This window comes from Caulobacter sp. UC70_42, assembly GCF_044056025.1.
Classification (GTDB): Bacteria; Pseudomonadota; Alphaproteobacteria; order Caulobacterales; family Caulobacteraceae; genus Caulobacter.
Genome location: NZ_CP171994.1, coordinates 3,839,865 through 3,853,823, shown reverse-complemented (window position 1 = coordinate 3,853,823; position 13,959 = coordinate 3,839,865). Strand labels below are relative to the sequence as shown.

Sequence of the window (13,959 nt, the reverse complement as noted above, 5' to 3'; positions counted from 1 at the left end):
GGGTTGTTCGCGGCGATGAAGCGAACCTTACTCGGATCCCGCCCGATCAGAAGGTGCGGGCTTCCAGGTGGCCGTCCTTGAGGGCCAGCACGCGGTCCATGTAGCGGGCCAGCTCCATGTTGTGCGTGGCGATCAGGGCCGCCACGCCCTGCTCGCGGCAGGTCTGGTACAGGGCCTGGAACACCGCCGCAGACGTGGCCGGGTCGAGATTCCCGGTGGGCTCGTCGGCCAGCAGCAGCTTGGGACGGTTGGCCAGGGCGCGGGCGATGGCCACGCGCTGCTGTTCGCCGCCAGACATCTGGGCCGGCTGGTGGGTCATGCGGTGACCCAGGCCCAGGCCTTCCAGCAGCTCCTTGGCCCGCGCCTCGGCCTCGCGACGGCTCTTGCCGGCGATGTTCAGCGGCATGGCCACGTTCTCGAGCGCCGAGAACTCGGGCAACAGGTGGTGGAACTGATAGACGAAGCCGACCGTGCCGAGGCGGATGCGGGTTCGGGCGCGCTCGGAAAGCTTGGAGCAGTCGCGCCCCTCGAGGGCCACGAGCCCGGCGTCGGGGTGCTCCAGCAGGCCCGCGGAGTGCAGCAGCGACGATTTGCCCGAGCCCGAGGGGCCGATCAGGCCGACGACCTCCCCCGGATAGACGTCGATGTCGACGCCGCGCAGCACGGGCAGCGCCCCAGCTTCGGTCTTGTAGACGCGCTCGACCCCGCGCAGGGCCAGGATCGGATTACTCATAGCGAAGCGCCTCCACCGGATCGAGACGCGAGGCGCGCATGGCCGGCGGCAGGGTCGCCAGGATGCTCATCAGGGCCGAGAGCGCGACGATGCCGCCGACCTCGGTCCAGTCGATCTTCGCGGGAATATGCGAGAGCATGTAGACGTCGGCGCTGAACACGGCCGTGCCCGTGACCCACTCCACGAAGGTCTGGATCGGGGTGATATAGGCGCAGAACACCACGCCGAGCGCCAGGCCGCACAGGGTGCCGGCCACGCCGATCGAGGCGCCCGCCATGACGAAGATGCGCAGCACCGCGCCCTGGCTGGCGCCCATGGTGCGCAGGATGGCGATGTCCTTGCCCTTGTTCTTCACCAGCATGACGAGGCTGGAGATGATGTTCAGGGTGGCGATGGCGACGATGCAGAACAGGATCAGCCGCATCACCTTCCGCTCGACCTGGAGGGCGGTGAAGTAGCTGTGGTTCTTGTCCTGCCAGTCGGTCACCAGCGCGCCGGGGCCGGAGGCGACCTCGACATCGTGCTTGTATTCCTTAGCCTTGTCGGGGTCGTCGACCTTGATCTCGACATAGTCCACGGATGTGTCACGACCGAAGAACAGCTGGGCCTGCTCCAGCGGCATATAGATGAAGGCTTCGTCGAACTGGCTCATGCCGACGCTGAACAGGCCGCCGACGATGTAGTTCTTCTCGCGGGTCGAGGTGCCGAACGCCGTGGCCGGCCCCGAGGGCGAGATCAGGGTGATCGGATCGCCAGGCTGCACGCCCAGGGTCTGGGCCATCCGGTCGCCGATCAGGACGATGTCGCCCCCATACTCCCCCTCACCGAAGCCTTCCAGCGAGCCCTTCTTGATGTTGCTGGAGATCAGCGACATGTGGCGCAGGTCGTTGGGGGTGACACCGCGCACGATGGCGCCGGTCACCTGGGTCGGGCCAATGACCATGGCCTGGGCCTCGACCATCGGCGCGGCCTGGATGACGCCTGGAGCCGCCTTGATACGGCGGATGATGGTGTCGCGGTCCGGTCCGTTGATCAAAGGCGACTGGGCGTAGAGATGGCCGTTGAAGCCGACGATGCGGCCCAGCAGCTCAGCCCGGAAGCCGTTCATCACGCTCATCACGGTGATGAGGGCGAAGACCGCCAGCATCACCGCGCAGAACGAAATGACCGCGATCAGCGCCACGCCGCCGTTCTTGCGCTTGGCGAACAGATACCGGCGAGCGACGGAGCGCTCCCAGCGGCTGAAGGGACCGGCGGCGCGGACGTCTGGCATCAGGCGGTCTTGCTCTTGGTCAGGCCTTCGAGGACCGAGTCCAGCGAGGCGGTATGGCGCTCGCCGGTCTTGCGATTCTTGATCTCGACCACGCCCTCGGCGATGCCCTTGGGACCGACGACCAGCTGCCACGGCAGGCCGATGAGATCCATCGTGGCGAACTTTGCGCCGCCGCGGGCGTCGGTGTCGTCGTAGAGCACGTCCTTGCCGGCCGCTTTGAGCGCGGCATAGGCCGTCTCGCAGGCCGCGTCGCAGGCCGCGTCGCCCTGGCGCATGTTGACGATGCCGACGTGGAACGGCGCGACGCTTTCCGGCCAGATGATGCCGGCCTCGTCGTGGCTGGCCTCGATGATCGCGCCCAGCAGGCGCGAGACGCCGACGCCATAGCTGCCCATCTGCACGGGCACGTCCTTGCCGTCCGGACCGGTGACCATGGCCTTCATCGGCTCGGAATACTTGGTCCCGAACGAGAAGATGTGACCGACTTCGATGCCGCGCGCCGACAGGCGGTCACCCTCGGGCAGCGCGTTGAAGGCGGCCTCGTCGTGGATTTCCTCGGTCGCGGCATAGAGCGCCGTGCGCTTGTTCACTAGCGGCTGCAGGTCGCCATACCAGTCGACGTCCGGACCGGGGGCCGGCATCTCGACCAGATCCTTGTGGCAGAAGACGGCGCTTTCGCCAGTTTCGGCAAGGACGATGAACTCGTGGCTGAGGTCGCCGCCGATCGGGCCGGTGTCAGCGCGCATCGGCACCGCCTTCAGGCCCATGCGCCCAAACAGGTTCAGGTAGGCCACGAACATGCGGTTGTAGGCCTTGCGCGCGCCCTCGGCGTCGAGGTCGAAGCTGTAGGCGTCCTTCATCAGGAACTCGCGGCCACGCATCACGCCGAAGCGCGGGCGGGTCTCGTCGCGGAACTTCCACTGCACATGGTAGAGGTTCTTGGGCAGGTCACGGTAGCTGCGCACCGAGCCGCGGAAGATCTCGGTGATCATTTCCTCGTTGGTGGGTCCGTACAGCAGCTCGCGCTCGTGGCGGTCGGTGATGCGCAGCATCTCCGGACCATAGGCGTCATAGCGGCCCGACTCGCGCCACAGGTCCGCCAGCTGAAGCGTCGGCATCAGCAACTCGATGGCGCCGGCGCGATCCATTTCCTCGCGGACGATCTGCTCGATCTTCTTCAGCACGCGCAAGCCCAGTGGCAGCCAGGCATAGATGCCCGCCGCTTCCTGGCGGATCATGCCAGCGCGAAGCATCAGCTGGTGCGAGACGATCTGGGCGTCGGACGGTGCTTCCTTCAGCACCGGCAGGAAATAGCGCGACAAGCGCATGCGCGTGGAAACTCCGGGGAATTCAAGGAGGCCTGAGATAGCCTCTCGTCCGACAGCTTGGCAACGCGGTAGAGCCCGCCCAGTTCAGATCTTTGATCTGAACTGGGCTGGTGGGCTCGTCCCTCCAAGAAATCGACGCGCGACAACCGCAGAAACCGGCATCCACTTTCTGCTGTCGCGCTTCGGGCTAAAGTAAGGCTCCGCAGGCGAATAAAAGAGAGGCCGCGCGGATCGCCGCGCGGCCTTTCAAGTCATCGTCGGGGAAGACGCCACAGAGCGAGACCGGCAAGGCCGATCTCCTGAAGTCACCTTACCAACCAAACATCTGTTGGGGCACGACCATGCGACGGAAGCGCTCACAATGAGAGCGTTCGCCCAAGGCTTGGGCGTTCGAGGGCAGATTGCTCACCTCACGCCCAAGGCTTGTGCATTCGCACGTCAGCCTCGGCCCTACTTCCAGTCGGGCAGGTCCGGCAAGGTGATCAGGTTGAAGTGAATGGTGAGGAAGAACAGCACGAAGATGACGGCCGAGACCCAGGTCGTGGTGATGAACTTGCGCTTCAGGTTCGGATTGATCGGCGCGCCCGGATCGCCGCCGCCCGGCGGCTTGACGCCAGCCTCGTGGTAGCTGCGCGAGCCCAGCGGCAGAACGGCGAACAGCACGGTCCACCAGATGGTCAGGTAGATCGCGAACCAGGTGATCGGGCTCATATCAGTGAGCGTCCTTCGGGCTTTCCATGAGTTCGACCAGCAGGCCGCCCATGTCCTTGGGGTGGACGAAGATGATCAGCGTGCCGTGGGCGCCGATGCGGGGCTCGCCCAGCACGGTCGCGCCCTTGGCCACCAGATCGTCGCGCGCGTCGTAGATGTTCTCGACCTCGAAGCAGATGTGGTGTTGGCCGCCCTTGGGATTCTTGGCCAGGAAGCCATGGATCGGCGAGTTCTCGCCATAGGGCTCGATCAGTTCGATCTGGCTGTTGGGCAGGTTGACGAAGCAGACCCAGACCCCCTGCTCCGGCATCGCCCACTTCTCGGTCACCGAGGTCGCGCCCAGGAGGTCGCGGTACATCTTCACCGAGTCGTCGATCGAGGGCGTCGCGACGCCGACGTGATTCAGCTTTCCGATCATGGTCATTCTCCTAGCCGCCGAAGGTACCAATCGGATCGCTGAAAGCCGAGTGCAGATCGTTCAATTGGCTGATGGGCATATAGAAGCTGCAGCCCTTGCAGGGCTCGGGGACACCGCAGCCCTGCCAGTCCCAGAGGGCCTTGACCCTCTCGGAGCCCAGCAGTTCGGCCAAGCTGGCCTCGCGAATATCGCCCAGCATCAGGGCGGTCTTGCCATCGAAGTCGGCGCAGCCGCAGAACGACACCTTGCCGCTCGAGAGCACCTGCAGGCTGATCAGCGGCAGGGCGCACTGCTCGGTGTTACGCTGCGGCGGCATCCACTCGGCGTCCAGCGGCAACGGCTTGGACGTGTCGAACACCGTCCAGTTGGCGTAGGTCCGCGTGCCCGGCAGCGACAGCTGGCCCGGTTCGACGCCGGCGCGCTGGGCGACATCGGCCAGCCAGGCGTCGATCTCGTCGGCCGTTCGCTCGCGCAGATGCCGCGCCCCAAGCCCCACCTTGGCGACGCCGAAGATGCGGATCAGCCGGCCCAGCGAGTCCATGAACTGGTCGTACTGGTCCTTGCGCGTCATCAGCGCGAACTCTTCGGCGTCCAGGCCGTAGACCGACACGGTGATCCGGTCGAAATAGCCGGCCAGCTCGGCCAGTTCTTCGTCCGTATAGAGATAGGCCATGGTGGCGTTGGTGATCGCCGAGACGCGACTGATCGCCGGCGTGGCGCGCAGCAGCTCCAGGCGGTCCAGAAGCTGCTTGTCCAGCAGCACCTCGCCGACCATCGGCGTCAGGGTGACGGGACCGCCCCCCAGGGCCGCGTAATCGGCCACGACCTTGGCGAACACCGCCATCTCCATGCCCTGCTTCTTGCGGGTCTGGATCGAGTACGGGCAGATAACGCAGTCGTTGTTGCAGATATTGACCGTCTCGATGCTGATCGCCAACGGGCGGAAACGGCCGCGATGGGTGAAGTACGAGATCCGCTCCGGGCGGTAGATGGCCGGGAACTTGGCGATCGGATGCCCCGAGACCCGCTCGCGATATTCCGGCGAACCGACGATCTCGGCCTTGATGTCCTCGATCGTCGCGCCACGCTCCATCCAGGCCACGCAAGCGGCCAGGGCGTCGGGATCCGGCTCGCGCTTGAGCAGCTCCCGATAAAGGTGGCGGACGATCTGGCCCGCGTAGCCGTTTTCGCCGGCGCCCGAGGTCGGCGAGGCCGACGTCTGGGGCTCGGCGGAACGGCTACGACGGAAAATCACAGGCGCAGAACCGTGGTTTCCACGACCGGCTTGCGCTCCCAGATGCGGAACGCGGCCTTCTTCACGGCGCGGGAGATGGCGCTTTCGATCGCTTCGTCCAGCTCGCGGGTGTCGCCCGTCAGCTTCTTGTAGGCGGTCTCGGCTTCCTCGGCGAGATCGTCCAGCGCGTCGTCGAGGCTGTACTCCTCGTCGCCGGTCAGGCCGATGCCGCGGACCTGCGGGCCCGAGACGATCTTGTTGCGGCCGTCCAGCACGATCGACACGGCCAGCATGCCGTTGAACGCCGCGTGACGCCGCTCGCGCAGGGCGTCGCCGTTCTCGGGCGTGACGACGCCGCCGTCGACATAGAGGCGCCCGGCCGGCACCTCGTCGATGATCTCCGGATGGCCAGGCGCCAGGCGCACCATGTCGCCGTTGCGCGGCGAGATGGCGTGCGGAACCTGAAGGTCCTTGGCGAAGGCGGCATGCTCGATCAGGTGACGGCGCTCGCCGTGGGTCGGCACCGCGATCGTGGGACGCACCCACGCATACATCTGGCGCAGCTCTTCGCGGCACGGGTGACCCGAGACGTGGATGCCGGGCGTGTCGCGCTCGGTGTGCAGACGCACGCCGCGGTCGGCCAGCTTGTTCTGCAGGTTGCGGATCGGGATCTCGTTGCCCGGGATGACCCGCGACGAGAAGATCACGTGGTCGCCCTGCCCCAGCTTGACGTGCGGGTGGCTGCCGTCGGCGATGCGCGACAGCGCCGCGCGGGCCTCGCCTTGGCTGCCCGTGCAGAGGAACAGCACCTCGCTCTCGGGCAGGTGCTTGGCTTGGTCGTCGTTGATGAAGGGCTCGAGGCCCTGCAGCAGACCCACCGAGCGGGCGGCGGCGGCCATGCGGTGCATCGACCGGCCGGCCAGGCTGACCTTGCGGCCGCAGGCCTGGGCGGCGCGGATCACGGTGTCCATGCGCGCCACGTTCGAGGCGAAGCAAGCCACGGCGATCTTGCCAGACAGAACTCTTGATCAGGTTGCCCAGCGCCACACGGACACCCGCTTCCGACCCCGCCTCGCCCTCGACGAAGACGTTGGTGCTGTCGCAGACCATGGCCAACACGCCTTCGTCGCCCAGGCGGCGCAGGGCGGCGTCATCGGTCGGCGCGCCCAACTGGGGTTCGGGATCGATCTTCCAGTCGCCAGTGTGCAGGATCGTGCCCAGCGGCGTCTTGATCGCCAGGCCGTTCGGCTCGGGGATCGAGTGCGTCAGGGTGATCAGCTCAAGGTCAAACGGACCCAGCTTGAAGCGGCCGCCCAGCGGCACCTCGGTGATCGGCACGTCATCCAGGATGCCCGCGTCCCGCAGCTTCTCGCGCAGCAGGAAGGCGGTGAACGGCGTGGCGTAGACCGGCGCCTTCAGGCGCGGCCACAGCCAGTGCACCGCGCCCAGGTGGTCTTCGTGGGCGTGGGTCAGGACGATGCCGATGATGTCCTTGGCATAGGGCTCGATATAGGACGGATCGGGCAGGATGATCTCGACGCCAGGCGTCGTCTGGTCGCCGAAGGTCACGCCCAGGTCGACGACGATCCACTTGCGATCGTGCGCCGGGCCGAAGCCGTACAGGTTGAAGTTCATGCCGATCTCGTTCGACCCGCCTAGCGGCAGGAAGACGAGCTCGTCGCTCTTGGATTTTTTCATCAGGTCTCGGAAATGGTGTTTCGACGATAGATTTCGAGAAGACCCCGTATCGTCAGGTCGGGGTCGAAGTGGTCGATGCTGTCGGTGGCGCCCTCGAACAACGAAGCGACGCCGCCGGTGGCGATAACGGTCATGGGCTCGCCGCGCTCGCCCTTGATGCGCGAGACGAGCCCTTCGATCAGAGAGATATACCCCCAGAAGACGCCCGATTGCATGGCCGACACCGTATCGGTGCCCACGATCCTGTTACCGGCCGGCCGCTGAATGGCGATCCGGGGCAGCTTGGCCGCCGCCTCGTGCAAGGCCTGCGTCGAAAGATTGATGCCCGGCGAGATGATCCGCCCTCGAACGCGCCGTCGGCGGCCACGATGTCGAAGGTGGTGGCCGTACCGCTGTCGATCACGATCAACGGGCCCGGATAGACCATGTGCGCGCCGATGGCGTTGACCAGACGGTCGGCGCCGGCCTCGGAGGGCTTCTCGATGCGGACATCGATGCCCAGCCGGGCATTCTCACCGATCACCAGCGGCTCGACGTTGAGATAGCGCCGGGACAGGTTGCGCAGGTTGAAGATCGACTGGGGCACGACGCTGGAGATGATCACCGCGTCGATGGCCCGGAAGCCGATGCCCTGCATCGACAGCAGCTGCGAGAGCCAGACCACGTACTCGTCGGCGGTGCGGGTGCTCTCGGTCGCCGCGCGCCACTGAGCCAACCACGACGCGCCGTCGTGAATGGCGAACATGGTGTTGGTGTTGCCCTGTTCAATGGCGAGAAGCATCACGCGCCTCCGAAGAACACATCGCCGGCGGTGATCCGGCGGATCCTGCCGTCATCCAGACGAAGCCGTAGAGCCCCGTCGCCGTCCAGCCCCTCGGCGATCCCTTCGACCGTCTCGGTTCCCAAGCGCGCGAGGCAAGGCTCGCCCAGGCCGTGGGCGCGGGCCGTCCAGGCGTCGGCGATCGCCGGAAAGCCCAGCGAGGTCCAGATACGGAACCAGCGCTCGAAAGCTTCGGCCAGGGCCTGGGCGGCCTCGGCGGCGCCCGGCGGCGATACGTCACGATGGGTGGCGATCGAGGTGGCGGGACGCTCGCTGTCGATCGGCTTGCGGGCGAGGTTAACCCCGACGCCGACGGCCAGCCACAGCCCGCCCTGGGGCGAGGCGCCGGAACTCGATCAGGATGCCGCTGACTTTCAGCCCGCCCAGCAGCGGGTCGTTGGGCCATTTCAGGCTGACCAGCGAGGCGGGCACATAGCAGGCCAGCATATCGGCCACGGCCAGGGCGGCGACGAACGAGACTTGGGCGGCCTCGGCGGGCGGCTTGTCAGTGCGCAGCAGCAGGGTGGCGGCGAGGTTGCCCTCGCCCGTTTCCCAGGCCCGACCGCGACGCCCACGGCCGGCGGTCTGGCGGAGGCCGACCAGCCACACCGGGCCGACCTCACCCGCCTCGGCCCGGCGACGGGCTTCGGCGTTGGTGGAGTCAATCTCGTCGAGAACGACGATGGGTGGGACGACGACGGGCGAAACGCCCGTCACGTCACGCGTGACCAAAGGCCGCCGCGGCGGCCTTGGCGGCGGGATCCAGCCAGACCAGGGCCACGAGCACGATCGGGAACGAGAAGAGCGCGGCCGCGATGCCGACGGCTTGAGCCGAAGGCGACGGCGCGTCGACCGAGCCGGCCGGTGCGTCGAACCACATCGATTTGATCAGGCGCAGATAATAGAAAGCCGCGACGACCGAACCGACCAGGCCCAGCACGGCGGCCCATTGCAGGACCACGTCGCCCGCGCCCAGGGCGGCCTTGAACACATAGTACTTTGACCAGAAGCCCGAGAAGGGCGGCAGACCCAGGGCCGACAGCGAGAACGCCGTCATGGCCAGGGCGACGCCCGGACGTTCCTTGATGAGACCGGCCATCTCCTCGATCGTCTCCATCGGCTTGCCGCCGCGGTTCAGCGCCTGCAAGCAGGCGAAGAAGCCGGTGACGTCGACCATGTAGAGCACCATGAAGACCAGCATCGCATGCAGGCCGACCTCGCCGCCCGCCGCGACGCCCAGCAGGGCGTAGCCGACATTGGCGATCGAGGAATAGGCCCACAGGCGCTTCAGATTGGTCTGGGCCAGACCCGCGAAGGCGCCGACGAAGATCGACAGCAGGGCCGCGATCACCAGGATCTGGCGCCATTGGTCGCCGGCGGCCGGGAAGGCGTCGCCCAGCACGCGGGCGAACATCATCATGGCGGCCAGCTTCGGCGCGGCGGCGAAGAAGCCGACGACCGGGGTCGGGGCGCCTTCATAGACGTCAGGGGTCCACATGTGGAACGGCGCCGCCGAGACCTTGAAGGCCAGGCCGCAGATCAGGAACACCAGGCCGAACAGCAGGCCCGTGCCGTGCGCGCCGCCGTGGGCGGCGGCCAGGGCGATCTGGCTGAAGTGGGTCGAGCCGGTGAAGCCGTAGATCAGCGAGCTGCCGTACAGCAGCAGGCCCGACGACAGCGCGCCCAGCACGAAGTACTTCAGGCCCGCTTCCGACGACTTGGCGTCGTCGCGGCGCATGGCGGCCAGCACGTACAGGGCCAGGGACTGCAGCTCGACGCCGACATAGAGGCTGATCAGGTCGCCGGCCGAGGCCGTGACGCCCATGCCGAGGGCGGCCAGGATCACCAGGACGGCGTATTCGAACTTCTGGTCGCCGCGCTGGGCCAGCCAGCGGTCGCCCAGCACCACGGCGATGGCGCTGGAGAGATAGATGGCCACCTTGGCGTAGGTCGCCGCGGCGTCGGCCGCGTAGACGCCGCCGAAGGCGCGACCATGCGGACCCAGCACCGCCGTGGCGGCGGCCGCGATCAGCGCCGCGACGGCGGCCAGGGTGAAAATGGCCCCGACCTTGCCCCGGAAGGCGCCGGCGACCAGCAGGACGAGCGCCGCGATCGCGAGAACGATCTCAGGCAGGACGAGCGTGAAGTGGGCGGAAAAGGTCATAGGCTCCTCACCCGCCCACGGCGGCGCGCCAGGCGCCGACGAGCGCGTCGACGGACGTCGCGGTCAGGTTGAACACGAGATTGGGATAGACGCCCAGCAGAAGGGTCATCGCGATCAGAGGCACGAACAGCACGATCTCGCGCGCGTCCAGATCGGTGATGGACTTCAGCTCGGGATTGGTGATCTCGCCGTACATCACCCGGCGGTACAGGGTCAGCGCGTACATGGCCGACAGGATCACGCCAGTGGCCGCCACGATCGCCGTCCAGGTCGAGGCCTTGTAGACGCCGGTCATGGTCAGGATTTCACCGACGAAGCCCGAGGTGCCCGGCAGGCCGACATTGCCCATGGTGAACAGCAGGAACACGAAAGCGTAGTGCGGCATCCGGTTGGTCAGGCCGCCGTAGAAGGCGATCTCGCGGGTGTGCATGCGGTCGTAGACGACGCCGACGCAGAGGAAGAGCGCGCCGGAGATCACCCCGTGGCTCAGCATCTGGAACAGGGCCCCCTGCTCGCCCGCCGCATTGCCCGAGAAGATGCCCATGGTCACGAAGCCCATGTGGGCGATCGACGAATAGGCGATCAGCTTCTTGATGTCGGTCTGACGGAAGGCGACCAGCGAGGTGTAGACGATGGCGATGGCCGACATCGCGAACACCAGCGGCTGGAACATCTCCGAGGCGTTGGGGAACATCGGCAGGCTGAAGCGCATGAAGCCGTAGCCGCCGAGCTTCAGCAGGATGCCGGCCAGGATGACCGAACCGGCCGTCGGGGCTTCCACGTGGGCGTCGGGCAGCCAGGTGTGAACCGGCCACATCGGCATCTTCACCGCAAACGAGGCGAAGAAGGCCAGCCACAGCCAAGTCTGCAGCCACGGGGCGAACTTGAACGTCATCAGCGCCGGGATCGACGAGGTGCCGGCGATATTGATCATGGCCAGGATGGCGGCCAGCATCAGGATCGAACCCAGCAGCGTGTAGAGGAAGAACTTGTAGGCCGCGTAGATCCGACGCTTGCCGCCCCAGATGCCGATGATCAGGAACATCGGGACCAGGCTGAATTCGAAGTAGAGATAAAACAGGATCAGGTCGAGCGCGCAGAACACGCCGATCACCAGGGTCTCCAGGACCAGGAAGGCGATCAGATATTCGACGACACGCTTCTCGACCGACTTCCAGCTGGCGATAATGCAGATCGGCAGCAGGAACGCGGTCAAGAGGACGAACAGCACCGAGATGCCGTCGACACCCATGCGATAGTGGAGGCCCGCGAACCACGCGAAGTCTTCCACGAACTGGAAGCCCGGGTTCTTCGGGTCGAACTGCAGGGTCAGGACGATCGACAGGCCAAACGTGACCAGCGTGGTCACGAGCGCGATCCACTTGGCCAGGGTGTCGGTCTTTTCGCTCGCGCCGCTGAAGGCGCGCGCGGCGAGGATCACCGCGACACCGATGATCGGCGCGAAGGTCGTAAGGCTGAGAAGGCCGCTCATGAGCTCCGTCCCCCTCAACGGAAGGCGTACAGGGCGAAGGTCAGCAGGCCGGCGACGCCGAGCAGCATGACAAACGCGTAGTGATAGAGATAGCCGGTCTGCAGCTTGCCGGTGCGCCTGCCCACCTCATAGGAGAGTCTGCTGACGCCGTCCGGGCCGAGGCCGTCGATGATCTTCTGGTCGCCGCCCTTCCAGAACAGGTCGCCGAGGAACTTGGCGAAGCGCACGAAGGTGGCGTCGTAGAGTTCGTCGAAGAACCACTTGTTGTAGAAGAAGACGTAAAGTGGGCCCTTGCGCTCGGCCAGCTTCAGACCCAACCGCTCGTTGCCCTTGATGAGGTAGACGTAAACCGCGACCAGCAGGCCGACGATCGAGGCGATCAGCGGGCTCCACTTCACCCACTCGGCCACTTCGTGCGCCTGGTGGAGGACATGGTTGGTCGGGGCGTTGTAGATCGCGCCGCGCCAGAACTCTTCCTGGTGGTGACCGACGAAGTAGTCGGTGAACACGAAGCCGGCGAAGATCGCGCCCAGCGACAGCACCACCAGCGGGAACAGCATTACCCACGGGCTTTCGTGCGGCTTGTGGTCGTGACCGTGGCCGTGATCGTCATGCGCGTGGTCATCGTGCACCCCGTGCGCATGGGCGTCGTGACCATGGGCGGCGTGGGCGTCACCGTGGGCGTGATGGTCGTCATGACCCCAGCGCGCCTTGCCGTTGAAGGTGAAGAAGGCCAGGCGCCACGAGTAGAACGAGGTCAGGCCCGCGACGAGCACGCCGATCACCCAAGCGAACATGGCGATGCCGTTCTGGCCGCCCGCGGCGAACGCCGCCTCGATGATGGTGTCCTTCGAGTAGAAGCCGGCGAAGCCCAGGTGCAGCGGCGGGAAGCCGAGACCCGTGATGGCGATCGTGCCGATCGTCATGGCGATGAAGGTCACCGGCAGCAGCTTGGCCAGGGCGCCGTAACGGCGCATGTCCTGCTCGTGGTGCATACCGTGGATCACCGAGCCGGCGCCCAGGAACAGCAGCGCCTTGAAGAAGGCGTGGGTGAACAGGTGGAACATCGCCGCCTGATAGGCGCCGACGCCGGCCGCGAAGAACATGTAGCCCAGCTGCGAACAGGTCGAGTAGGCGATGACGCGCTTGATGTCGTTCTGGGTCAGACCGACCGTGGCGGCGAACAGGGCCGTCACCGCGCCGATCACCGTGACGATGTTCTTGGCGACGGGCGCGTATTCGAACATCGGCGACAGCAGGCACAGCATGTAGACGCCGGCGGTCACCATGGTCGCCGCGTGGATCAGGGCCGAGACCGGGGTCGGGCCCTCCATGGCGTCCGGCAGCCAGGTGTGCAGGAAGAACTGCGCCGACTTGCCCATCGCGCCGATGAACAGCAGGAAGCAGGCGATATCCATCAGCGGCCACGTGTGGCCGGCGAATTCCCAGGTCTTGCCGGCGTGGCTGGCGATCATCGGGAACAGCTCGGCGAACTGGATGGTGCCGAACGCCCAGAAGGTGGTCATGATCCCGAGGGCGAAGCCGAAGTCGCCGACCCGGTTGACCACGAACGCCTTGATGGCCGCGGCGCTGGCCGAGGGTTTCTTGAACCAGAAGCCGATCAGCAGGTACGAGGCCAGGCCCACGCCTTCCCAGCCGAAGAACAGCTGCATGAAGTCGGCCGCGGTGACCAGCGACAGCATGGCGAAGGTGAACAGCGACAGGTACGCGAAGAAGCGCGGCTTGCTGTCGTCCTCGGCCATGTAGCCCCAGGAATAGATGTGTACGAGGGCCGAGACCGTCGTGACCACGATCAGCATGGTCGCCGACAGGGCGTCGATGCGGATCGACCAGTCGGCCTGGAAGTCGCCGATGTGAATGAACGGCAGCAGGTGGACGGTGAAGGCCTCCATGTGCCCCCAGGTCCACTGGCTGAACGTGTACCAGGACAGCGCGCAGGACAGGATCAGCGCGCCGGTGGTGACCGACTGCGAGGCCACGTCGCCGATGCGGCGGCCGAACAGGCCGGCGATGGCCGCGGCGATGATCGGCGCGAAAACGAGAATGGTGACAAGCGTCTGCATGACG

General features: G+C 66.3%; 9 protein-coding genes and 3 pseudogenes. All 12 read right to left on the bottom strand.

The annotated features are described in order from the left end of the window. Positions 1-46: 46 nt before the first annotated feature. The 12 genes and pseudogenes from ACHMW8_RS19145 to nuoL all read right to left on the bottom strand — a co-directional run bounded on the left by ACHMW8_RS19145 (position 47) and on the right by nuoL (position 13,955). Positions 47-733 (bottom strand): ABC transporter ATP-binding protein, encoded by a 687-nt coding sequence (locus ACHMW8_RS19145; RefSeq protein ID WP_125158545.1) that lies wholly within the window; start codon positions 731-733, stop codon positions 47-49. Continuing rightward, the gene (locus tag ACHMW8_RS19140) at positions 726-2,006 is read right to left on the bottom strand and encodes a lipoprotein-releasing ABC transporter permease subunit (protein WP_395443436.1); all 1,281 of its coding nucleotides are present in this window, start codon (positions 2,004-2,006) and stop codon (positions 726-728) included. Before ACHMW8_RS19140 ends, ACHMW8_RS19145 begins: the two co-directional genes overlap by 8 nt. Next, positions 2,006-3,334, bottom strand: a complete 1,329-nt coding sequence (gene proS, locus ACHMW8_RS19135; protein WP_395443435.1) for a proline--tRNA ligase — start codon at positions 3,332-3,334, stop codon at positions 2,006-2,008. Before proS ends, ACHMW8_RS19140 begins: the two co-directional genes overlap by 1 nt. 450 nt (positions 3,335-3,784) lie before the next feature. Then, positions 3,785-4,045 (bottom strand): DUF1467 family protein, encoded by a 261-nt coding sequence (locus tag ACHMW8_RS19130; RefSeq protein ID WP_125158548.1) that lies wholly within the window; start codon positions 4,043-4,045, stop codon positions 3,785-3,787. A 1-nt stretch (position 4,046) separates the two neighbouring features. Then, entirely contained in the window at positions 4,047-4,463 is a 417-nt protein-coding gene (mce, locus tag ACHMW8_RS19125; protein WP_125158549.1) for a methylmalonyl-CoA epimerase, read from the bottom strand. Between the two features lie 10 nt (positions 4,464-4,473). After that, positions 4,474-5,718 carry a radical SAM/SPASM domain-containing protein gene (locus tag ACHMW8_RS19120; RefSeq protein WP_395443434.1) on the bottom strand — a complete coding sequence of 415 codons (1,245 nt, stop codon included), beginning with the start codon at positions 5,716-5,718 and terminating at the stop codon, positions 4,474-4,476. Further along, positions 5,715-7,395, bottom strand: a pseudogene (locus tag ACHMW8_RS19115) (ribonuclease J). Before ACHMW8_RS19115 ends, ACHMW8_RS19120 begins: the two are co-directional and overlap by 4 nt. Next, positions 7,395-8,179, bottom strand: a pseudogene (locus ACHMW8_RS19110) (type III pantothenate kinase). Before ACHMW8_RS19110 ends, ACHMW8_RS19115 begins: the two co-directional pseudogenes overlap by 1 nt. Next, positions 8,176-8,932, bottom strand: a pseudogene (locus ACHMW8_RS19105) (biotin--[acetyl-CoA-carboxylase] ligase). Before ACHMW8_RS19105 ends, ACHMW8_RS19110 begins: the two co-directional pseudogenes overlap by 4 nt. Before the next feature lies 1 nt (position 8,933). Beyond that, positions 8,934-10,379, bottom strand: a complete 1,446-nt coding sequence (gene nuoN, locus ACHMW8_RS19100; RefSeq protein WP_395443433.1) for an NADH-quinone oxidoreductase subunit NuoN — start codon at positions 10,377-10,379, stop codon at positions 8,934-8,936. A 7-nt stretch (positions 10,380-10,386) separates the two neighbouring features. Beyond that, complete coding sequence (locus ACHMW8_RS19095) at positions 10,387-11,889, bottom strand: NADH-quinone oxidoreductase subunit M (protein WP_395443432.1); 1,503 nt, start codon at positions 11,887-11,889, stop codon at positions 10,387-10,389. Beyond that, positions 11,886-13,955 carry an NADH-quinone oxidoreductase subunit L gene (gene nuoL / locus ACHMW8_RS19090; protein WP_395443431.1) on the bottom strand — a complete coding sequence of 690 codons (2,070 nt, stop codon included), beginning with the start codon at positions 13,953-13,955 and terminating at the stop codon, positions 11,886-11,888. The genes ACHMW8_RS19095 and nuoL overlap by 4 nt, the downstream gene beginning before the upstream one ends. Positions 13,956-13,959: the final 4 nt, after the last annotated feature.

Excerpts from the sequence above, each read along its gene's own strand:
- ACHMW8_RS19145 (WP_125158545.1), bottom strand. The coding sequence starts at position 733 with ATGAGTAATCCGATCCTGGCCCTGCGCGGGGTCGAGCGCGTCTACAAG.
- ACHMW8_RS19140 (WP_395443436.1), bottom strand. The coding sequence starts at position 2,006 with ATGCCAGACGTCCGCGCCGCCGGTCCCTTCAGCCGCTGGGAGCGCTCC.
- proS (WP_395443435.1), bottom strand. The coding sequence starts at position 3,334 with ATGCGCTTGTCGCGCTATTTCCTGCCGGTGCTGAAGGAAGCACCGTCC.
- ACHMW8_RS19130 (WP_125158548.1), bottom strand. The coding sequence starts at position 4,045 with ATGAGCCCGATCACCTGGTTCGCGATCTACCTGACCATCTGGTGGACC.
- mce (WP_125158549.1), bottom strand. The coding sequence starts at position 4,463 with ATGATCGGAAAGCTGAATCACGTCGGCGTCGCGACGCCCTCGATCGAC.
- nuoN (WP_395443433.1), bottom strand. The coding sequence starts at position 10,379 with ATGACCTTTTCCGCCCACTTCACGCTCGTCCTGCCTGAGATCGTTCTC.
- nuoL (WP_395443431.1), bottom strand. The coding sequence starts at position 13,955 with ATGCAGACGCTTGTCACCATTCTCGTTTTCGCGCCGATCATCGCCGCG.